The organism is Bacillus mycoides (assembly GCF_000832605.1).
In the GTDB taxonomy this organism is placed as follows: Bacteria; Bacillota; Bacilli; order Bacillales; family Bacillaceae_G; genus Bacillus_A; species Bacillus_A mycoides.
On the sequence record NZ_CP009692.1, the window covers coordinates 4,740,485 to 4,762,993 of the forward strand.

The window sequence follows — 22,509 nt, forward strand, 5'->3', positions numbered from 1 at the left end:
TACAACTATGAATTAACTTTAACTGTTCTGTTTATATATTTTTTCACTTTTGTTTTCTACGCGATGTATAATGCTTTCTCCTTCAACATCAATGTTAGGCAAAATTTTATCCAGCCATTTTGGCAAGTACCAGGCTGACTTACCCATGAGAATCATGACTGCAGGTACGATTGTCATTCTCACGATGAATGCGTCAAAGAAAACACCGAATGTAAGAGCCATACCTATGGATTTAATGATGGTATCAGGTGCCAGCATGAATCCAATAAATACAGACATCATAATTAATCCCGCTGCGACTACGACTCTCCCGCTCTCCCGCATTCCTTCTAGAATAGCTCTCTTTGGATCACCTGTATGCGTATATACTTCCCGCATCTTGCTCACTAGGAACACCTCATAGTCCATGGCGAGTCCGAACAAGATGCCAATCAGAATGACAGGCAAGAAGGCTAAGATCGGACCGGCAGCCGGGAACCCAAATATATTTTGGAAATGTCCATCCTGCACGAAAAATACCACGGCTCCCAACGTAGCGCCAAGAGAAAGTAGAAACCCTAATACTGCTTTTAATGGAATGAGCAGAGATCTAAACACTAGAACTAAGAGTACATACGCAAGTCCCACAATAAGGGCAGCAAAAACTGGCAAGGCGTCACTCAGCTTTTGCACGATATCAATATTCATCGCTGCTGTGCCCGTTACCATTAGTTCAATTTCATTTTTTTTCTCGGTTTGGTTCGATTTGTCCCTGATTGCTTTTACCAAATCCTTTGTCTTTGTATCGTCAGGTCCAGTTTTTGGTGTAATAGAAATCATATAAATCTTTCCAGAAGGCCCAGGGATAGCTGGTGTCACACTTTTCACGTCAGGTAGGTTACCCAATTCTTTTGCGATGGTGTTCATAGCATTTTGCGTTTCAGCTGTTGCTTCTTCTGATTTTGCTACTACCATTAAAGAAGCATGAAATCCTTCCCCATACGCTTCCGTCAATAAATCATATGCTCTTCTTTCTGTCGTTTCTGTGGACTTTGTTGTTCCATCAGAAGGCAGACCAAGGTTCATATGGAAAAACGGAATTGAAATCACTGCAAGTAGTCCGATTGCGAAAATCGTAACAATCAGAGGACGTCTTATGACAAATTCTCCCCATTTATTTGAACCAGCATGTTTCTTACCTGCCCCAGTCATCTTTTGCAAGAATCGATTTTGTTTAGATGGGGCAATCTTATGGCCGACAAGTCCCAAAATGGCTGGTAATATGATGACGGAAACCAACACAGCTGCAAGCACAGTAAAGGCAGCGGATACGCCCATCGCTGTCAGGAATGGAATCTTTGTAACAGACAATCCCAAAAGACCTATAATAACAGTTAATCCTGCGAAGATTACGGCACTTCCCGCTGTTCCCGTTGCGATGGCAACAGATTCTGGAACAGAATCTCCTTGTGCAAGCTGCTGTCTAAAACGATTGATAATGAAGAGTGCATAGTCTATGCCTACTGCGAGTCCCAGCATGGCAGCTAATGATAAGGAAACTGATTGGATTTCCACATAATTGGTTCCAATCATGATTCCTAGCATTCCAATTGCTAATCCGATTATCGCAGTGAGAATCGGCAGTCCAGCTACTAGAAAAGACACAAAGGTAAATGCCAGGACTACGAAGGCAACAAGAACTCCGACAATTTCAGTCATACCTGAAGTCTCTGAGTCAGAAAACGTAACATCGCCTCCTGATAACTCCGTTTGAATGCCGGCATCCCTTGTTGTTTCAATACTATCTAAAAGCTTATCTTTAGAAGCTTCTGTAACCTTTTCTGCTTTTACTTTGTACGTAACAACTGCATATCCAATTGTCTTATCTTCACTGAGGTTCTGCAGTTGCATCGGTGCTGCCACAGAATCAACAGCTGAGTCTTTTTTTATCTCTTCAAGAACTCCTGCAATTTTCTGTTGTACTTCCGCTGACTCCAAGGTTTCGTTTTTTGGTGCTTTAAATGCCACTTTTACTTGGGCACCTGCTGGTTGCATCGCTTTAAACTCTTTTTCAATTATTTTTCCTGCTTTATCTGCTGGTGTATTCGGAATACTCAGCTCGTCCTTGAAAGAGGAACCCATGTTGACTGCAAAAAGCACTAATGCAATAAGAATTGCGAGTGCGCTGAATACAACCTTCTTCCTATGATTTACTGCCCAATATCCTAACTTATACAGATGTTTTGCCAATTAAATCTCACCCTATTCTTGTCAAAAATTATTCTTCTTACGTTGTAATCTAGAAACGTACAAATGCCTAAATTACATATTATTCATATAATAAGATTTTAAAATAATTATTATAGATTGTATCTGAATATCCCTCCCTATTTATAGCTTGCAAAATGGCGACAAATTGCCAGTAAGAAACAAAGAAAATGGTACACATTGACAGCGATAATGTCCTTTTATACAATGAAATTATCACCGCACTAACAATTGTACTTACAAGTGTAAGTATAACAGTGAATTTTCATCTTTCAAGCAATATGTGATGATTTACACTTAAAACGAACAGAATGAAGGGATGTGTTAGCTTTGAGGAAGTCAAGAGAAGACAGTATACACTCTCAAACATACATTATGGAGGCATTGAGCGCACTGTTGCATGAACATAAATTGCAAGATATAACCGTAACAGCTATTTGTAAAAAGGCTGGAGTTGCCAGAGTCACATTCTACAAATACTACCGCAACGTTTACGACGTCGTACAAGCATCTGTGGATGAAATTGTTCAACAATTCTTGAAAGAGGTTGATAGTTTGGATCCGTATGAAAGTATGCAGCTAATTATTGAATATATCATAGAGGGATTTGTCTCTGCACAGAAGCCGTCAGGAAAGTTAATTGATTCAAATATATCTAATATGATGCTTGATTACTTGAATTACACAATGGAAAAGGTCTTTCAAGCGGATATTACACACGATCATGACATGAGCAGAATGCAAATCCTGTTTTTAGCAGGCGGTATCTTCAATATTGTTACCGATTGGATTAAAAGAGGGTCAAGGGAGTCTCCTCAGGCACTTGCTGCAAAAATATACGAGATTCTTCCATATGGGACAACAGATACAAGGAATTTGGCAAATTCCTGATACAACTATTCTACCTTTTATTACATCTTAAAAAATGGGCACCACATAAAAAGCTGTAAGTATTTCATCTAACCATAAACGACCGTTTTTGGTTAAAAGAACAAAACTTTCTTTCATATAGTCTCGCCACACATCCATCAACTTAAGATCTCATAATACCCTCAGAACGAAAAACGTGTACATTTCGCCCGCTTTTTATTGTTTTGGGGTAACTCGTTCTTTTTAGCTTGATGGGCATGGGGTACCGCCAGCATTTCGGAAAAAAACCAGGCTAAGAGTATGCAAGATTTTATACAGTTTTTCTGCTAATCCAGTAACCTAAAAACCATGCCAGGATAGGAATGTATAAAAAAATGCATAGATCCATAGAACAAAAAAGGGAGATTTACTTATGAGATTAGGGCTCCTCCTTATTATTGCTACTGATAATGAGACGTTATGTTAACCGAGTATGTATAGGATATACATAACATATTGTTTCTTTTTGTGAGTTACAAGACGATTCGTTTGTTAAATGCAGTCGAAAAAGAACGAATATTTGCATTTTTCTTGAAGATAATTATAAACTTAATTTATAAGACTAAGTGAAGGGGAGAAATATAGTTGAACACTATTGATTTATTATTATTAAATCTAAAAGAAGTGAGAAGACGGAGTATAATGGTATGGAAAACAATTCCAAGTGATAAATTAGATTGGAAACCAGATGAAAAAGCTATGACTTGTTTAGAGATGATTCGGCATGTACTCGAATCAGAGCATTATTATCATCTGGCTATTGAAAATAGGGGAAGTCTGAAAGAGTATAATTCTCCATTTGAAAACAGACCTTTTTTATCTGTCGAAGATGAACTAGATTTTGCTGAGATATATCACAAACATTTTTTAGATACTGTTCGTTCTTTTTCTAATGAAGATCTAAATACAATTAAAATTGATCGTTCAAATGTAGGGTATATCCGTTCTTTAGGGGATATGTTAATGCGTATAGCATATCATGAGGGTGTTCATACAGGACAAATGTTAGATTATATGAGAACAATGAAAATTGAACGCCCAAATATATGGGATTAATAATTTCACTACCAATAACGGTAATTATGTAAATGAGCTGTCCATATGGACAGCTTATTGTATTTTTGCTTAGCGTGTTTTTTTTGATGCATGTTGATCGTTTTTATCGTTTTGGAGTAACTCGTCCTTGTTAGCTTGATGGATATGGGGTATTTGCATTTCTTATCTTGATGACAATGTGAAACTATCCCTAATATAAAAATACTTTGTCTTTACAAATAATACTCAAACATTTTTGCAACCTTTTCTTTCATTTTTTCTTTTATAGATAATTGATTGACGTCAGAGGATGTTACTTGCTTTGAATTTTGTAAGTCTGCATTAATCACTGGTTTTATTCTCGAAATATAGATAGGGTCATGAATATAACAGTTCATTTCTTCATTTAAATGAAACGAGCGTGAATCAAAATTCACGGTCCCAACCATCAATACTTTTTCATCAATCAAAAATACTTTACCGTGTAACACCCCATTTTTATAACCATATACTTCCATCCCCTGTTTTAATGCTTTTCGGATATATGGATATGCTGCTTCTTTAACTAATAGTGCATCCGAATGAGGTGAGAATAGAATTTTGACACGGACTCCCCTCTTTCTTGCATCTACTAATGCGTTCCAAATAGTTCTGTCTTTTGGTATAAAATAAGGTGTTAATATAATGATGGATTCTTTTGCTTGTTGAAACAGCATTGCATAATCTTGCCCAAGTTTTTCTCCACTATAATATGCAGTAAATCGTTGCGAGGTTGCTCCCTTTTCCTTTACCGCATTGTGTATCGGAATCGGTTTCTCTGAGTTTTTATTCCAGTCTAATACAAATTGGTGTTCTAAATCTTGAACTCCTTCTCCTCGTATTTGAAGATGATAATCTCTCCAATAACCAAGTTTTTCTTTTTCCCCCAAATACTTCTTTCCGATGTTGAATCCGCCAATGTAACCAACCTTTCCATCAATAACTGAAATACGACGATGATTCCGATGATCCAAAGAAGAAAAAAGATAAGGGAAAACAGGTTTATTGTAATATGTAAAATGAACTCCTTTTTTAACTAATAATTCTCTTTCCTTTTTCTTTAGTAAAATTCCACCTAACCTGTCCACTGCATAGTATACTTCTACACCTTCCTGACTTTTTTTCCGCAATAGCTCTAGAAACTGATGACTTACTTTATCATCAGCAATAGAAAAAAAGTTAATATGCACGTAATGCTTTGCTTTCTCTATATCTGAGAATAATTGATTGTTTAACTGTTTCCCATCTGTATACATAGTAATATCACTTTGACGCATAGGGTATTGACTAGAATTCTGGCTAAATACCCCATTTTTTTCGGCTATTGTTCTGTCAATTTCCCCCCAAACAAACAGAACTAAACATCCACCGATAAATAAAAAGAGGAATGCTCGGAAAATTCTTCCTATCTTTTTCAGCATATTTAATCTCCTTTATATATTATCGTTTTATTTCTGTTAGTTTTTGTTATTGGGACAAAACTATTCCATGCATCTATTAGCTAAAAAATTCTCCTTTGAACGATTAACTATAAAATTTCTCATTCGTATATCCCTAAAATTGGAAATCGTACTTTGATAACAAAATAGGCATTCTATATTTTGAAGTACATTTACAAGGAGGAATACTACATGACAGTAAGTACTAAACTTAAACAAACTATCGCTGGATTAAAGAGTGCTCAAGCATGCCTAGAAGGATTTGTTCTTGATACTGATAACAAGCAAGCAAAACAATTATATAAAGGTGCAGCACAACAAACTCAAGAAATTATTGAATCTTTAAATCCTCGTCTTCAACAAATTGAACATGAAGAGCCTCAGTACAAGTAATAACATAATACCTTTCACATAGAATATCGTCCCCATGGAAGAGTGCCCAGCTTAAATAACGATTATCATAATGCTGATTACGATTAAAGGGTATCGCCATATACCCATCAACTTAAGAAGCGGAATACACAATCTGCGTATGCTTTTATGAAACGACTCGTTCAAACTTTTGGAGAACCAACGGTTCTGACAACAGATAAGGCCCTTTCTTTACTTTGTTCACTCAAAAAATTAAAGGTGAATGACTTTTATAAAAGTACTACTCATTCTACAATCAAACATTTCAATAATTACATAGAACAAGATCATCGCTATGTAAAGCGCCGGTTTGCTAAATCCTCAGGATTCTAACACTTCGCATAAATCTGTCCTTATAGGTCAAAATATGTAAGGTATTGTGCTGGAATGCACTTGCCTATTCTAAATAAGGAGTGAGATGAGTGGCTGATAAAAACGAACGTAACCGTGTTGATAATGATACTGGCGAAGCGGTAGGAACTGGTGTCGGTGCTGTCGCTGGAGCTGCTTTGGGTTCTGTTCTTGGTCCACTTGGTACCGTTGCAGGAGCTGTTGCAGGAGGAGCGATGGGTAACAAAGTCGGCGAAGGTGCCGATGAGGCTAATGACAGTGTTGCGAACCGAGAAGATTAGACTTTAACCAAAGTGACACTGAATGAATTGGATTCCCAAAAAGGGAGTCCTTTTTTTTATTAAGTTAATTCAGCTTTTTTAGGTAAATTCCCAGTAAGATTGTGAATCAATTCACTTAAAGTAACGTGTGCGTTAGTTCAACAAGCTATAAGCAGCAATCATAATCATTTTCTTGGTCTTCCGCAATCGGGCGCTATTGCTGAATAAACCTTAGATTATCAATCGACTTTATTGTTATATTTTTGAGTACAGTGAAGTATCTTATATCGGAAATTAAACAACTATATTTTAACCCCGTCCTAAATTTAGAACGGGGTTATGCTTGTTTTAGCTTTTTAAATTTAATAGCACCACCTAAATGGAAGTTTTACCTCGAAACGAAGAGGTAACTCCAATTCTAAAAGAAGGGCCTGAAGTGTTTTGGAGTTTGTAGAGTTGATAGATGCTTTAAAATATGTTTCACCAAGTCGTGATAAACCTTTTAAAGCTTATAAGCATATTACTGAAAATTGGGATGATAACTGGGATAGTGTAAATTCACAGTGGAAAAATATAATTGGAGGATTATCAATTTCTAGTGTCCAAGGTGAAGCATTCAAGGAAGTTACTAGTACCATAGAAGGTTTCTTTAAGGAACAGGAATGACTTAATAGTCATTCCTGTTTGTTTTTTTGCGGTATCAATTTAAGAAGCACATTCTTCCTCAAAAATCATAAAAATGAACTTCAGTGCTATAAAAAAATTCCATTTAGGGGGTACTTTAATATCCTAAAACAAAAAATGAGCTAAATCCTCCTAAATAGCTATATAGAGATAAAGTTGTTATTACAACATATTTTCCACTTTCAACTTAGTTATCATTAGAATGTTTTTCTATAAAATCAAGGATTCTGGCATTAACTTCGTTAGAGAACTCACCATTGATTGCGTGAGATGCATTTTTCCAGTTAACTATATCTATATCTTTAACGTATTTTTTCCCAGTTTCAACTGCTTTTACAGAATTGTGCATTGTACTTTTTTCAGCCATTAATGCAAGCACTGGAACATTGATATTTTTCAAGTCTTCTTTACTAAATAGATCAGGTGCTGGTGTTTTAAGTTTATAGTTACGCATACCCGACTCGATTAACTTAGCGATAGGCTCATCGTCATTTGTTTCTGCTCCTCCAGATACATAGCTTAACATCTTTTGTCTTATAAACTTAGGTACAATAGGGACGGCAGCTGGAATAGATGCAAGAATCATCTTTATGGGCATTTGCGCAAATACAAAGACTGGGTCCAATAAACTAGCCGTAGCAATATGCTCTGAATTATATCTGGCCAAATTCATTGTTGTCCAACCTCCAATGGAGACACCCACGATATGCACTTTTTCTAAACTTAATTCTTCAATTACTTCATTTAACCATTCTGCTTGTTGTTTTTGGTTTTCAATCACCTTCGTTTGCACACTCATTCCAGGTTCACCGAGTAAATCTATCGTGTAAACAGGCCTTTTCTCCCTTAGCCCTTCTAAATTGGGTACCCACATTGGAGTAGATGCACCACGTCCAGGGAGTAAGAGTATTGGCTCCTTATGTTTGTTTTCCTCTTTAGTAAAGTAATAAGCACGAATTGTGCCATATTTAGTTTTTATATCTTTCGTATCGTTAGGTTTTGGAAGAAGTGCCATTGATTCATCGTAGGCAATTTGAAAGTCTTCCTTTCCTTTTTCAGATGTAAAGTGACCAATCCTATTATCATCTCTCTTCACTTGAATTCCTCCTTTCTACAAATATATTGATGAACTTTATCAATATATTCATGACAATAATCCGTTGAAAATTTATCTTCTTTAAGCCAAAATTCTCATTTAGAAAAAAGAAAAGACACCCTAAGGTGCCTTTCTCCGACTTGAACCATCTTAATTTTAATAATATATATTGGACTCCCATCCAAATATTATTTTACCATGTTAAGTTGTTTTGTTCATTGAGAAATATGGTTCAAATCTATATTTTGTTTTAACTACCTTTTTAAAGAATCTTCTAGGAATCCTTCTAATTCCTTTTTGATTTCTTCAGGTTTCATCTGGTCAACTGGTTTATAATTACCATTAGCATCATAGTTAGCCGAATCCTTTTTAGGATCATATGTAGATGGTGCCTCTTGTCCTGCAGATGAAGAAGGAACTGAGTTGGAATTCGTAGTAGTATTAACAGGTTCTTCTTTTTTCTTTATTTGATTCATATCAGAATTATAATCTGACTTAGTGTATTTTTTATTATCATTAATTACTAATTCTTTATAAAAAACATCCATTGTGTATTTGTCATTGCCATCAGAAATATGGAGATTGTCATAAATGCAACGGTTGTCATTCCCACATTTAATTAGGCTTGAAGATCCATCTAGCTTATTAACAGCATCTTGCATCACTTCATATTTTTCCATTGTTTCTAAATCAGAGAATCGTTCATCTACATTTATATTAATGTTTACTGAAGTTCTATCTTCCTTTTTACCACCTTCTTTGTAACTAGCCTCTTCAATATACGGAAACAACTTGCTATCTTGTAATTTTTCCGTAGCATCTTCTTCTACAACTTTCATGTCTGCTGAACAACCAGTGAATATAAGACACGTAATAGCTATCAATAAACTCATAAATACTTTCTTCATATACATCACCCCTGATTTTATTTATGTCTGAGGACAAAATAAAATCACTCTTTCGAGTGCCTAATTACGACTAACTCCCAATTTCGATTCAACTTCAGTTAAACTAGCTACAGCATTGATTAGTTTTTGATCAGAAAGTTGGATTGATTTTTGAGCCTCATCCATTCTTTCTTTCATTGGAGCTACCCCTTTTATTCCTTGAGTCACAGCTCTTCCAGCATTACTTCTATAGTTCGTTGCTAGTCCAAAATCAACTCTGAATTTCTCAATCTTCTCTTTTAATACAGGATCGTTTAGCTTCGCACCGCTTTTAAACGCAGTATTTTTATTGGATAGTTCATCGTATCGATTTGTAACTGACTCCATTTTCTCTTTTAAAGTGTTCTTGTCAATAGATGCAGGATCTTTGCTTGCTTCGCCCCAAATAGGTCTCCAGTCCTGATTCCAAATTTCATCATATTCTTTTATCATGGCATCAATAGTAGGCTTGATTTCGTTTTCGTATGTAGCCTTATCAGCGTTTACAGCTGGCTTAGGTTCTTCCTTTTTCTTAGCTTCATCTTGTTGCTTCTTCTGTTCTTCTTTTATTGGAGCATCCTTTTTGCTTTCTTGTTTTGGATTAGTAGATGCTTTTTCTTTCGAATCATTACTACCATCAATAACTGCAGCAACAAAAATGATGACTACTATTGCTATTACCCCTAAACACCCAAACTTAAAAATTTTACCCATTATGTAGTTCCTCCAGTGGTTAAATGTAAGATTTACTGCACAAGCATAACAGAAACAGTTACAACTATTTTGTCATATTCTGTCGAAGAGCAATAAAAAAGACACCCTAAGGTGCCTTCCTCCGACTTGAACCATCTTAATTTTAATAATATGTATTGAGGTAGCGTCAGAAAAATGCTGATTTACAACGTTAAGGAAATTTCAATATTAAAAAGCCTAATTTCTCAATTAAATATGAAGAAATTAGGCTTTTTTCATTTAGTGATGAAACCCATTATCACATTTCGTATCATGTGGCATAGGCCCGTCCAGGGAATCCAGAAAGGCAACGGTCTGTTTGAGGTTCCTCAAAAATAAATGCGCGAGATCCATGGAAAATCCATTTCGAACCACAACGCGCATAATCGTCACCGCTTCCATATCTGGAGGCAATGGATAAGCGGGTACTTGCCAGCCGAACACACGCAATTGTCGAGATAAATCATAAAGATTCCAGTTTAATGTGTAACCATCTTTCAGTCGCCAAGCGAAAACCGGAATATCCGAACCATCGGACAAAAGTTCGAACGGTTCCATCTTCTGAATCGCCTTGCTAAGAAAAAGAGCGACTTTCTGAGAAGCCCTTTGGACATCATAGTACCCACTTTTCCCCAAACGCAGGTAATTGTAATATTGCAGGAGCACTTGTGCGCCAGGACGAGAGAAATTCAGGGCAAAAGTCGGCATGTTCCCGCCCAAATAGGAGACGCGGAAGATTAGATCCTCAGGGAGATCTTCAGCTTCCCGCCAAATTATCCAACCCAACCCAGGGTAGACTAATCCATATTTATGTCCGGATACATTGATGGACTTCACCCTCGGTAATTGAAAATCCCAGACTAAATCTGGTTGAAGAAACGGTGCTATAAATCCCCCCGAAGCCGCATCCACATGCATGGGAATGTCGAGGCCTGTCCTCTCCTGTAAATCGTCCAACGCTTTCGCAATGGCGGCAACCGGCTCGTAACCCCCGGTATAAGTCTCACCGAGAATCGGTACCACACCAATCGTATTTTCATCCACGGCAGCGAGGACCCCCTGAGGATCCAATCGGGGATGCTCAGGGCTAACCTTCACATAGCGTGGTTCAACCTCCCAATAGTTCGCGAATTTTTCCCACACAACTTGAACAGCAGAACTAAACACAATATTGGGCCGATCCACCGGCTTCCCTTCGCTTTTGCGTGCATTTTGCCAGCGTCTCTTTAACGCAAGCCCCCCGAGCATACATGCTTCCGACGATCCAGTTGTTGAAACGCCCATAGTCGTAAGGGGAGTGGGCGAATGCCAGAGGTTTGCTAAAATGCGGACACACCGCTCCTCAATTTCGGCTGTCTGTGGATATTCATCCTTGTCAATCATGTTCTTGTCGAATGATTTGGCATATAAGTGCTCTGCGGCAGGCTCCATCCATGTGCTAACGAATGTTGCAAGATTCAAGCGGGCATTGCCATCAAGAGCAATTTCATCATGGACGATTTGATACGCTGTTTCTGGTAACATGCCTTCATCAGGCATGTGAAAGCGCGGAACGACTGATTCTCCTTCGCGGGCAAACAGAGGATTTACTGAAAATTCGTGAGGCAGCTCCATTTGCACGTGACGCGGTAGATATTGTAGATTATCTGGCATGATCTCTTTTCCTTCGTATGCATCGTTTTGAGCTTCTGCTTTTCGATCCTGTGGCATACAAGTCCCCCTTAATTAATTGTTTAACAAACATATTATTTACAAAAAAGCATTTGTTACACCAAGGGGACAATTCTAATAAAAGGTGCTGCCACCATTCGAATTAAAGGAGAAGCCATGAATGGACTTGCAAGAGCTATTTTCTTCGGAAAACAAGGTGAGCTTAGGGAACAAACCATACAGCATCAATTGCAAAGGGCCAGTGCCTTAAACATAATTATCAATGCCATCAGTATCTGGAATACTTTACATCTAACAAAAGCAGTTAAATATCAAAAACGGATAGGTAGTTTTAATGAAGACTGATTGCATCATATGTCACCTTTAGGTTGGGAACATATCAATTTACTAGGAGAATACCATTTTAATTCAAAGAAAGTGGTCTCATTAGATTCTCTAAGACCATTGAAACTTTCTTAGCGTTGTAAATCCGCATTTTCCTGACTCTACCCCATGCCCATCAAGCTAACCAAGTACACCATTTACAAATTCAAAAGAATCCCCCTCAAAGCATCAGCTTTAAGGGGGTCCTCCTAGTATTTTCTCTCTTCATACAATCGATTTGCTTTATATGAGAAAAAGAAAAACATACCAATCGCAGCTGGGATAAACAACCATGAAATGCCCCTCATTAATGCAAATGGCGTTTCAAATAAGAATGATCCTAAAAATGCTGCGCCGTGCATATCCCATAATCCTGGTGTATAGTATAGGCCTTTCGGATTTAACATCACTCCTAAATCAATTGTATTATTAAACATAAATAGCATTAATAGAGGAAAATAACATATTGCTAATTCTAAAAATGTCTTAGATAAACGTTTATACTTCCCTGCTCGTGACATTTGATCTGAAAAAATGTCATCTTCACTTTCCTCATCTATCTTTTTAAAATATTGCGTGCCTGCCCACCATTTACCGGCTATATGCTTCCAGCCGCTATCTTCAAATAACGTACAATAATTAATAAAATCACTTCGTCTATAAAATATTCTATAATCTATTTTAATTGTCGCATCCTCTGGTTCTGCGATTTTAAATTTATAACCAAATGTATTACTTTTTAGTTGATAGCCTTTCCAAGCCATCTCTTCTAACCATTTTTCCTCTTTCTCAAAGTCTAAAAAGAATTTCAATCTCCACATCTTCGCTTCCTCCTAACTATACATTTAATAAGCTTTTTGTAACCCCAATAATGTGCTGCATCCTCATAAAGTCTAAATGTAATACTTCTTTCCCCCGCTCAGTAATGACATACACTTTTCTTCGTTTATCTTCACTTTTTACCGATTCTATTAATTGTTGCTTTAATAAATTTTCAACCGCACCATACAATGTACCCGCTGCGATTTTCACTTGATGATTACTAAGTTCCTCAACCTTTTGCATAATTAAATATCCGTGTGCTGGCTCTAATAAAGCTAAAAGAACGTAATACGTTGTTTCCGTTAATGGTAAATTTTTATCTCTATTCATAAAGACCTCCAATGTAACGATTAATATATAGCTAAACTATATAGTTGAACTGTATAGTTTTATTTTATACAGTCTAACTGTATATGTCAAATTTAGGTACAAAAAAACAACCTAGATCTCATAGGATCTAGGTTGCTTTTTTACATAAACGTAATCGTCACTAAAGAATATCCTTCTTTCGCATTATACGGCTCAGCTTTATAAGAAACACGGTTCGCTCCTTGCGGATAACCGATTTCTCCAATTACTTTTTTCACATCTTGCAATGCGCCATCCATTGATTGTTTATAAAGAATTTCAATCTTTGCTGACTTTGTGCTATAACGTTGCTGCATTTTATTTTTGAATTCATTATAGTTATTTGCGATATATTCATTTCCTAAATAATTTAACTTTGTATCTTTCAATATTTGCTGATATGCAGGTGTTTTCGTACCACCTGTCGCAATTTTATTTGTTAATGTACTATAATAGTTTGTTGTAGCTTGCGGATAGTCCACGCGGTTCCACTCATGATTTCTTGCAATTTGCTCGTCAGATAAGTTGAAATAAGAATACGTTACGCGGCCTTGTTCATCTGGCACCGGATCATCGAATGTTGTATCAAGGTGATACCACTTGCTATCGATTTTAACTAAATTCCAAGCATGAGGCTGACCGTCTCCAGTTCCTACTACAAAATGATTCTCAATTCCAGCTTCTTTTAATAATTGATAGGTTAATAGTGTGTAACCTTGGCAAACGGCAGAACGATTCGCGAGTGCCTCATATGCTGTATACGCTTTATAAGACGTATCGTAAGAAACATGTTTTACAACATAATCATGAATTGCCTTCACTTTTTCATGATCATCCATTCCCATTTGAATAATAGAAGAAACGACCGCTTTCGCTTGTTTCATCACATATTCTGTTTGTTCTTTCGTTTCACGATATGTAATATTTAGCGTAAACGTATAATTCCCTGGCGATCCAGATAGTGAGTATGAAACATTCGATCTATTATAATTTGTATACTCATTTTTATTTGCGACTTCTTCATATGCGTTAAAAAGTGTATTCATCACTTCTTTTGTATTACTGTTTTTCGTTTTATATGGAAGTGTAATATTCGTTTCATACGTATTAATACGCGTTTGTACTTCATTTTTGAATGCTGCTAATAATGCCGCATCTCCTGTATCTTGCACCGCAACCTCAGGCTTTTTATATTTCAATGCATTATATAAAAACTGTGCATACTGTTCACGCGTTACCGTTTTAGCTGGTTCAAATTTCCCGTCTCCTGTACCAGATGCAATCCCGTTTGACTGCACCGCACTAATCGCGTTTTCTGCCCAAAACCCATTTGGAACATCATTAAATGTATGTTTTTGTTTAGCTGAAACTTGGAACGCATTTTTAATAATTTGCGCCATTTCTGCGCGGCTAACAGAATCTTTCGGTCTAAAACCGCCATTTCCATCACCTTTAAAAATCCCCAATTTCGTTAACGTTAAAACCTCTTCCGGAAACATTGTAGAACCTGAGCGAATATCTCCATACGGATTATTTAAAGTAGACCCATCTTGTAATACATAACGAGCACCATCATTACTAAACGTACCACCTTGCTTATTCGGTACTAACACACGATAAATTAAAGCTGCAACTTGCTCCCGCGTCGCAACATCACCAAAACCAAACATCCCATTTCCATAACCTGAAATAATATTTTTACTCGCTAAGTCTTTAATCGCAGGATAGGACCAGTGCGATGTAGGTACATCCGAAAAAGCACCCGTTTCAGCAGCTTTCACATCACTGCCATTTGTATATAATAAAGCACCACCAATAAGTGATAAGGATGTAATTGATTTTAATAGTTTTATGTACATAATGTATTCTCCCAATACGTCTTCTATTTTTGTTATTTTTTGTCGAAAAATCTAAAAGAATATGACAAAACACATTATACAATCAAAATTTTTCGGAGGGTATACTGAATTTCAAAATATGCAAAAATTCATATCACTATAGGGATTCATACTGATATTATGCTATTTTACTTGCGAATATATAAAGTGAAACTTTAATCAGTGGGGGTTTTGTTCATCCCCCACTGATTATTAGCCTTCACCAATCGGGCGTTTACGGGCAGTTGATCTCCCACCTAACTTCTTTGCTCCAGCCGCATTTTAAGGTGGGAGTTTTACTGCCCGTTAATGCGGGATAAATAAAAAGAAAAATACTAATGTAACATTGTAAATATACATATCGATTTTTGAGCTTTTATTTCGCTAAAATGTAGCCTAAAAAACAATGCTATCTCCATTAAAATCACAATATAATCCTGAGAACATACCTTTTAACATGATTCATTGTAATTAACTTAACTTTTTATTTGCTAAGAAACTTTGCAACAGAACCTAGTAAAGTCTCAAAAAACAACTTATTATCAATCAATATTTAGTAAAAATATATTGATTCTTTAGAATTTCTTTAATTTTCATTATTATTTATTTAAGGTTATCCTTTATATTTATAATGTGTTTATTTGAATTTATCATATTGAGGCAGAGTTTCACATGACTATAAGCAATTCGAAAAATGGAAAAAACAAGGTCCCCATTAGATTAATTATACTGTTTTTTTGCGTCTCTTATCTATTTATGTTAATTACTATGCAGCTAAGAAAAGTACAATTTATTGATGGATATACATATAAGAATGTAGTTAAAAAACGAGAGAATGCGACAATTAATATTACAGTTCTGTGCGGGAAAACTTGGGTAAATTCAAAGGCATTAATAAGACAATTGATTGGGATCGTAATTACGGAAATGGTAACATATGAAAACGATGGAGAGAGGAAATAAAATGAATTTAGTGAACTTACGTCCTAAACAGCGGTCTAAGTATCGCATTCTACTAGGGACATGGTATTACTCTACAAAGAGGTACATTCAGTGGTTAGCAGATGGAAAAACATATGCAAAAACGTTTCAACAAGAAAAGTTACCCTATACAGCGATTCAGCATCGAACGATACTACTTCGTAAGCTCAAAGATGTAGATATGTGGTATCAACAGAATAAAGTTGTTAATTTGAAGATTGCTATTAAACAACTAAATGGTATCGTCATTAGACCGGGAGAAACATTCTCTTACTGGCGTTTAATAGGTAAGCCTACGAGAAGAAAAGGGTATGTAGAGGGCATGATACTACACTATGGATCTTTTCAAGCAGGCATTGGAGGAGGGCTTTGTCAGCTTTCAAATTTAATATATTGGATGACCTTACATACACCATTGACAGTAACAGAGCGATATCGTCATAGTTTTGATGTCTTTCCTGATTCCAAGCGGACCCAACCATTTGGAAGTGGAGCGACTTGTTCTTATAATTATTTGGATTTACAAATCAAAAATGAAACGGACCAATCGTATCAACTTCACCTTTATATTACAGATAAGCATTTAGTCGGTGAGTGGAGAATTGCCCATCCGCAGCTTTATCAATATGAAGTATATGAAAAAGAACACTCAATCCAATCTGCATACTGGGGTGGTTATATACGACATAATGTTATTCAACGTAAAGTATATACTCAACAGAAACAGTTTATAGAAGACCAATATGTAACGGAGAATCACGCTATAATGATGTACGAACCACTATTAGCTTATAATAATGAGGAGGGTGAGTGAAGGTAACATTGGTGTATCAAGTATTTTTGTCTAGTAACACACTACATGCCTCTCTTCATATAATTAATAGGCACAACCCTTTTTGCAACATAACTTTTTCTTGTTAAAAAACTTTATAACAGAACCTCTTTTTAGGTTCTAGTGTGAAAATAAAGGGATGTGATAATTAATTTTTTCTGTACACCATAAAAAATCAATTATACTTATCATTTCTTACAATCAAATCTGATAAGTATTTTGTAATTTAATAAAAATTTCGTATGAGAATGTATTTTTGCTCATGCATTTCAATTAATTTAAATCATGCTACATTGTAATTTATTGATTTATTTCTACTTTTAAAACTAAAGCGGCATGCTACATAAATCTATTTTGATTTCTCGACATATAAATCGCTGCTATGCAGAATATAACAGGACCGCTACTGACTTTCTCCCTTTGTTTTACACCTCGTATGTGGAAGGAAAAGGAAATTTCCTAGAGATATCATTTCTCATTTTTATTGAAAATAAATTTTATATCTTCCTTTCCAATGAACTGGTTCCTAAACTAAACTGCCACGTTTCTAGAATAAGAAAAGAGCTGTCCATAAGTCAGTTTCACCAACTTATAGACAGCTCTCATAGTTTCACCTTATTCTATCGATGAATCCAAACTGCACCTGCAGATTTGTCTTCAGCTTGACCTACTACTTCAAACTTCAACCCTAATTTCGGCAACTTACGTCCTGCATCTGGAATAGCGCTGTTGATGTACTGCTTAGAATCATCAAATTTTGCAACTCCTGGTAATCCTTTATAGTCAAAGATACCGCGAGTTGGCGAGTCTACTCTCCATGCTGGCGCTTGATCAAATGAGAATGCCGCATCGGCAATTTGATAACGCGTACTGCTCTTCACAGTCGGTTGTCCGTTTAATGTACCTACGATTGCCTCTGGATGAGAATCTACTACTCCTAAGAATCCTTCACCTGGATGAACACCTACCCAGTTATCTGTAAAGCTTTGATCCGCATACCATACAACCATTCCTGTATTAAAGACTGGACCACGCGCATGTTTTAACGCCGTGTCAGAACCAGCGTAATTTCTCCACTCTACGTAGTAGTTATTTTTTTTCTGTTCCAATCCGTTAGATACAGTAAATCCTTTTAACGTCATTGCTGGCCCGCCTTCTGCATCATCTGAGAAAACAACTTTGCCATCTACAGTTAATGCAGCATTATCTAACGCAAATCCTTTATAAGCTACTGCAATATCTGTTAAATACTCAAATTGCAGTTTTACTTTTTTCCCTTTAAATTGGCTTAAATCGTATGATTTATCAACCCACTTACCATCAGTTGTATCCACGCCGCCTTTTACATCTTTTTCGCCCATTCTATCAATACGTGTCTTCGTTCCATCTTCTGCAATCGCATATACGTCAAGGAAATCATACTTCGCTTCAAGTTCGTAGAATGCCTTATAATCAAACTTAGCATCCTTTGCATTTGTTAAGTCAAATACTGGTGTCTCAAGTGTTGTATGAATGTCATTTCCTTTTGTACTGTAATAAAACTTCTTACCAAATGCTGACTCGATATTTTTAATATCTTTGTCTGGCAAGTTAACACGAACGATTCCTGGTCGTTTTGATTTTGTAACACTTTGATCTAAATATGTTGCAACACCGACTCCCGTGCGAAGTTTATCATAATCTACCTCAACGATATTCGCCCAGTTGCCATTCATATTCTTTTGGAAAAACTCTTTATTTTGTGGTGAGAAACTTGTTGGCTCTGTTCCTGCAATTTTTCCAGCCCAGCTGCCGCCACTCATAATAGACCATGACTCAACAGGTTCACCTTGTCCTGAGTACTTCGTATCGTATTCATCTGGTAATCCTAAATCATGACCATACTCATGCGCAAACACACCAACTGCTCCATCTTCAGGCTCGATTGTATAATCGTATGCAGCCATCTTTCCGCCCCAATTCGAAACAGAAGATTTTGTGCCATCAATCGCATATGGTTTTGATCCAAGTTTTGAACGATGAGACCAAATCGCATCATCTTTCAATTTACCGCCGCCAGCTTCTTGACCAACGCCAGCATGTACAACCATTAAATGATCAATAATGCCATCTGGCTCGTTTTTATTTCCATCACCATTTTGATCGTATTGATCAAATTGGTCATAATCAGCTAAGTTAATTCCTTTTGCTACCGCTGCTTTTAATGCTTCTTTCACAAGATCACGCGGCCCTAAAGGACCTTTGTTATCATGGCCAGTACCTGCATCCGCACCATAATCTGAAGCTTTTCCTGGAACAGTAAGCCATTCCGTTACAGTTCCATCCACTGTGTAGCTGCCGCCAGATTGTTCTTCATAATATTGTTTAAATGTGTTAATCTTCGATCCATCAAATAACGTAAATGGTTCATTACCAAATAACATTTTTTGATAATGTTCACGATTGAAGTCCTTAGAATACATGTATCCTGGCTCTTGATCAATATTGTTATGCTTAAAATCGCTAAATTCTACAAGTAAAACAAGTACTTTATCTTTTCGAACAGCACCGTTGTACTCTTCTTGCTTCGCTGGTGCAGTAGGTACTTTTCCATTTAATTTACTAGAATTCAATCCTGCACCTGGTCCAGCTACTGGCCCTACTGTTGGCTGTTGCGCCTGTTCATTTTCCTTCATTTTTGCATCTTTTACTTTTTTCATAAAATCAGAAGCTTCTTGCGTAAGACTATCTCCTGTCAAGATTTCTTTACCAGGGTTTTCCCCTTTCTTTTTCTCAACATATTTTTCGACAGCCTTTGACGTCTCAGCTTGTGATGCAGATTGATCAATTACGCCCCGTTGTTTTAGCGCTTCTGCCAAACGCTCCTCCGGTATTAAATGCTCATCTATTGGTAGAGATGATGGCGAATCAGCATACGCCGCATGACTTCCAAAAGCAAAACTACTACTTAGTACTGCCGCTGTTGCTAAAACTGATAATGGTTTTAACTTCTTATTCTTTTTCAATGCATTTCCTCCCCAGTGTCTGCGAATTATCGTTTTTTTTGCCGATAGCAACATAATATTCTCTTTATAGAGAATATTCAATGTTTTTCAACAATTAAATGTTGAGAAATATTTTTTTGTGCAGGGTGGGATACGTAGGATAAAAAAATACAAAATTTCTACTAGTTTATGTTTTGCACATAACCATACAATGGAATCACTCGTTCTTTTATCTTGATGCGATGGAGTAGTGCTAGGAAAGGAAAGAAAATACAACATACAAACAGCCCAAGTTCCTTATTCGAACTTGGGCTGTTTTTTAATATAAACTGATACTTTTCTTGCTGGTGCAAAAACTCTAAAAACCTTGTAAGTACGCTCTTAAACTTGGACACACTGATACTATTAATTTAGCAAAGGTTTGCACCAGAACCTTATTTTTTAATCAACATTATTTAACTGACTCTACTTGTTTTTCTAATTCTATTCCAAGAAATTTAGCAAGTTCAAGCATACCAAATTGATTAGCTACAGACTCTGCGTCAGAATTATAGTTTGTGTTTGTATTAATATCATACGTATAAATTGTTCCATCCGAACTGCGAATAAATTCAATACCAGCAACGGTAATTTTATTTTCTTTCAAAAATTCTTTGTATTGTTCAATAATTGGCTCTTGGAAGCCCGATATAATTTCAAATTTTGTTGACGACTCTTTCTTACTCTCTTCTCCTACTGGGCAAAAAGCATCTTGAATAGAGCATGCATCTGCCGGGCAAAGCTCAAATCCTTCTGATGTATCTACTTTAACTGCATATACAAACTGACCGCCTACAAACTCACAACGTGTAATATACGGTTCTGGCGCTTCAATATATTGCTGGATTAAAGTAATTCCATCAATAGGTTCTTCAAACGTCGGACCATCCAAATATTGCTCTAAAGCATCAATGGAATGAAAAAGTTGAACACCAAGGCCTTTACCTGCACGGTTATGCTTTGTAATGAACGGTACTTCCCCTAACTCCCTTGCTGCTTTTACTATATTATCACGGCCAACAACACCAATTGTTTTCGGCACTTGTATCCCAAATTTTCTTAATGCTGCATATTGATTCAATTTACTTACTTCAAGGCGTAATGCACGAGATCCATTAAATACTGTTCGCCCGTATCCCTCTAACCAAGCAAGAACTCCTTCAGTCAACTCAGGTGAATATCGATGCCCTCTCGTATGTGAAGAAGCACTCATACGGCTATAAAAAACACCTTGGGGAGGTTCTTTTTCTAGCGAAATTGTTCCTTCATCTAAAAACCATTCCTCATAAGGTAACTCTAATTCTTCCAACCTTTTCACCAAATGATTCGTCCATTCCTTATTCTCATGTAATATGTAAATTTTACTCATTTGTAATCAATTCCTTTCTTTTTGCTTCAACTAATGGCATCACTTTTTCAGAAAATCGTTTCATCTCTTCAAGCTGTGGAGAAAATTGTAAAAGTAATAACGTAACACCCACTTTCTCAAAAGCAAGTATCCTTTCTGCAATTTGTTCTGGTGTTCCGATTAAATTAGGACGTAACCCGCGATTAGATACGGAATAATCATTTAGCTTCACTTGCTGTTCCAAATACGATTTACTAATAAAATCTTGGTAACCCGCATAACCTAGAGCATCGTCTTTCACATCCGTTATGCGTCTCCATTCCTCTAATGCCTCTTCTTCTGTATCACGACAAATGACGTAAGCCGCAAGCCCGAATGACTGCAATGGCTCCTCTGTGACTTTCTTTCTACGATTCTTCATATCTTCTATTTTCACAGATACCTCTTCTACTGTTCCCCCATGCATTACATATGCATCCGCGTGGTTTACAATTACTTCTTTTCCTCGCTCACTCTCACCACCTGCATAGATCTTAATCCCTTGTTTCTGCACAGGTTTTGGACTTAAATGTGTATTATGAAGCTCATAAAAATTCCCTTTATAAGAAAACTCTTCTTCTTTCCAAAGCTCTTTCAAAACTGTTACAAATTCCTCTGTGCGATCATACCGTTCATCATGTGCGGTAAATACCCCGCCGTACTGTCTCGCTTCTTCTTCCCACCATGCTGAAACTACATTCAATGTAAAACGGCCATTACTTAATTGATCAATATTCGCTGCCATTTTCGCTGTAACTGCTGGATTGTGAAAACCAGGTCTTACAGCTGTCATAATCTCTAATCGATCTGTTACCGCAGCAAGTGCTGCCGCAGTTGTCCACGCCTCTAAACTTGGTGCTGAAACACCTTTTATATCATTTAAATTTAATTCTGCTATAAGTGTTGTTGAAAAACCTAATTGTTCTGCCGCTTGCGCTGTTTGTTTTGCATACTCAAACGTAGGCGGCATAGATTCATCATCTACATTTCGAAGCCATCCCCCAAAAATCGGCAACCAAAAACCATACTCCACTACCTATTCCCCCTTTAACTTTTAACCATAAAAAAAGCTACTC

General features: G+C 36.7%; 18 protein-coding genes and 3 pseudogenes. 9 read left to right on the forward strand and 12 right to left on the reverse strand.

What is annotated here, in order from left to right; genetic code table 11:
• Positions 1–18: 18 nt before the first annotated feature.
• Entirely contained in the window at positions 19–2,229 is a 2,211-nt protein-coding gene (locus tag BG05_RS28815; protein ID WP_033734565.1) for an MMPL family transporter, read from the reverse strand.
• Between the two features lie 393 nt (positions 2,230–2,622).
• Between BG05_RS28815 and BG05_RS26160 the strand changes: the two genes are divergently transcribed.
• Together BG05_RS26160 and BG05_RS26165 are read left to right on the forward strand one after the other, a co-directional pair.
• The gene (locus tag BG05_RS26160) at positions 2,623–3,138 is read left to right on the forward strand and encodes a TetR/AcrR family transcriptional regulator (protein ID WP_048516921.1); all 516 of its coding nucleotides are present in this window, start codon (positions 2,623–2,625) and stop codon (positions 3,136–3,138) included.
• Between the two features lie 603 nt (positions 3,139–3,741).
• Positions 3,742–4,212 (forward strand): DinB family protein, encoded by a 471-nt coding sequence (locus tag BG05_RS26165; RefSeq protein ID WP_033734563.1) that lies wholly within the window; start codon positions 3,742–3,744, stop codon positions 4,210–4,212.
• Positions 4,213–4,424: 212 nt separating this feature from the next.
• Here the strand turns inward: BG05_RS26165 and BG05_RS26170 are convergent, their stop codons facing one another.
• Positions 4,425–5,651 (reverse strand): phospholipase D-like domain-containing protein, encoded by a 1,227-nt coding sequence (locus BG05_RS26170; RefSeq protein ID WP_016126658.1) that lies wholly within the window; start codon positions 5,649–5,651, stop codon positions 4,425–4,427.
• Between the two features lie 210 nt (positions 5,652–5,861).
• Here BG05_RS26170 and BG05_RS26175 point away from each other — a divergent pair, with 210 nt between their 5' ends.
• The 4 genes and pseudogenes from BG05_RS26175 to BG05_RS26185 all read left to right on the forward strand — a co-directional run bounded on the left by BG05_RS26175 (position 5,862) and on the right by BG05_RS26185 (position 7,357).
• On the forward strand, positions 5,862–6,062 hold the full coding sequence (locus BG05_RS26175; RefSeq protein WP_000218933.1) for a DUF1657 domain-containing protein: 201 nt from the start codon (positions 5,862–5,864) through the stop codon (positions 6,060–6,062).
• A gap of 114 nt (positions 6,063–6,176) precedes the next feature.
• Positions 6,177–6,410: pseudogene (locus BG05_RS30305) on the forward strand (DDE-type integrase/transposase/recombinase); the annotation flags it as partial.
• Positions 6,411–6,502: 92 nt separating this feature from the next.
• Complete coding sequence (locus BG05_RS26180) at positions 6,503–6,712, forward strand: glycine zipper domain-containing protein (RefSeq protein WP_000764047.1); 210 nt, start codon at positions 6,503–6,505, stop codon at positions 6,710–6,712.
• A 420-nt stretch (positions 6,713–7,132) separates the two neighbouring features.
• Positions 7,133–7,357 (forward strand): hypothetical protein, encoded by a 225-nt coding sequence (locus BG05_RS26185; protein WP_002035172.1) that lies wholly within the window; start codon positions 7,133–7,135, stop codon positions 7,355–7,357.
• A 205-nt stretch (positions 7,358–7,562) separates the two neighbouring features.
• Here the strand turns inward: BG05_RS26185 and BG05_RS26190 are convergent, their stop codons facing one another.
• The 4 genes from BG05_RS26190 to gad all read right to left on the reverse strand — a co-directional run bounded on the left by BG05_RS26190 (position 7,563) and on the right by gad (position 11,839).
• Positions 7,563–8,471 (reverse strand): alpha/beta fold hydrolase, encoded by a 909-nt coding sequence (locus tag BG05_RS26190; protein WP_003187714.1) that lies wholly within the window; start codon positions 8,469–8,471, stop codon positions 7,563–7,565.
• 254 nt (positions 8,472–8,725) lie between these two features.
• Entirely contained in the window at positions 8,726–9,385 is a 660-nt protein-coding gene (locus tag BG05_RS26195) for a hypothetical protein (RefSeq protein WP_003187716.1), read from the reverse strand.
• 54 nt (positions 9,386–9,439) lie between these two features.
• Positions 9,440–10,111, reverse strand: coding sequence for a hypothetical protein (locus BG05_RS26200; RefSeq protein ID WP_003187718.1), 672 nt, complete (start codon positions 10,109–10,111; stop codon positions 9,440–9,442).
• 258 nt (positions 10,112–10,369) lie between these two features.
• Positions 10,370–11,839 carry a glutamate decarboxylase gene (gene gad, locus BG05_RS26205; protein ID WP_003187721.1) on the reverse strand — a complete coding sequence of 490 codons (1,470 nt, stop codon included), beginning with the start codon at positions 11,837–11,839 and terminating at the stop codon, positions 10,370–10,372.
• 105 nt (positions 11,840–11,944) lie between these two features.
• Between gad and BG05_RS26210 the strand changes: the two are divergent.
• Positions 11,945–12,259 (forward strand): annotated as a pseudogene (locus BG05_RS26210) (Tn3 family transposase); the annotation flags it as partial.
• A 113-nt stretch (positions 12,260–12,372) separates the two neighbouring features.
• Here BG05_RS26210 and BG05_RS26215 read toward each other — a convergent pair.
• From BG05_RS26215 to BG05_RS26225, 3 genes are all read right to left on the reverse strand, one after another.
• Positions 12,373–12,984 carry a DUF2812 domain-containing protein gene (locus BG05_RS26215; RefSeq protein WP_002186530.1) on the reverse strand — a complete coding sequence of 204 codons (612 nt, stop codon included), beginning with the start codon at positions 12,982–12,984 and terminating at the stop codon, positions 12,373–12,375.
• A gap of 16 nt (positions 12,985–13,000) precedes the next feature.
• Entirely contained in the window at positions 13,001–13,315 is a 315-nt protein-coding gene (locus tag BG05_RS26220; RefSeq protein WP_001078071.1) for a PadR family transcriptional regulator, read from the reverse strand.
• A gap of 140 nt (positions 13,316–13,455) precedes the next feature.
• Positions 13,456–15,192, reverse strand: coding sequence for an S-layer homology domain-containing protein (locus BG05_RS26225; RefSeq protein WP_003187723.1), 1,737 nt, complete (start codon positions 15,190–15,192; stop codon positions 13,456–13,458).
• 690 nt (positions 15,193–15,882) lie between these two features.
• On the opposite strand from BG05_RS26225, the pseudogene BG05_RS32215 reads away from it, so the two are divergent.
• Positions 15,883–16,086: pseudogene (locus tag BG05_RS32215) on the forward strand (hypothetical protein); the annotation flags it as partial.
• An 88-nt stretch (positions 16,087–16,174) separates the two neighbouring features.
• Positions 16,175–17,005, forward strand: coding sequence for a VanW family protein (locus BG05_RS26235; protein ID WP_002087231.1), 831 nt, complete (start codon positions 16,175–16,177; stop codon positions 17,003–17,005).
• A 638-nt stretch (positions 17,006–17,643) separates the two neighbouring features.
• On the opposite strand, the gene BG05_RS26240 is transcribed toward BG05_RS26235, so the two are convergent.
• The 3 genes from BG05_RS26240 to BG05_RS26250 all read right to left on the reverse strand — a co-directional run bounded on the left by BG05_RS26240 (position 17,644) and on the right by BG05_RS26250 (position 22,466).
• Positions 17,644–20,028, reverse strand: coding sequence for an immune inhibitor A domain-containing protein (locus BG05_RS26240; protein ID WP_179944897.1), 2,385 nt, complete (start codon positions 20,026–20,028; stop codon positions 17,644–17,646).
• 430 nt (positions 20,029–20,458) lie between these two features.
• On the reverse strand, positions 20,459–21,415 hold the full coding sequence (locus BG05_RS26245; RefSeq protein WP_033733835.1) for an ATP-grasp domain-containing protein: 957 nt from the start codon (positions 21,413–21,415) through the stop codon (positions 20,459–20,461).
• The gene (locus tag BG05_RS26250) at positions 21,408–22,466 is read right to left on the reverse strand and encodes an LLM class flavin-dependent oxidoreductase (protein WP_003187703.1); all 1,059 of its coding nucleotides are present in this window, start codon (positions 22,464–22,466) and stop codon (positions 21,408–21,410) included. Before BG05_RS26250 ends, BG05_RS26245 begins: the two co-directional genes overlap by 8 nt.
• Positions 22,467–22,509 lie beyond the last annotated feature (43 nt).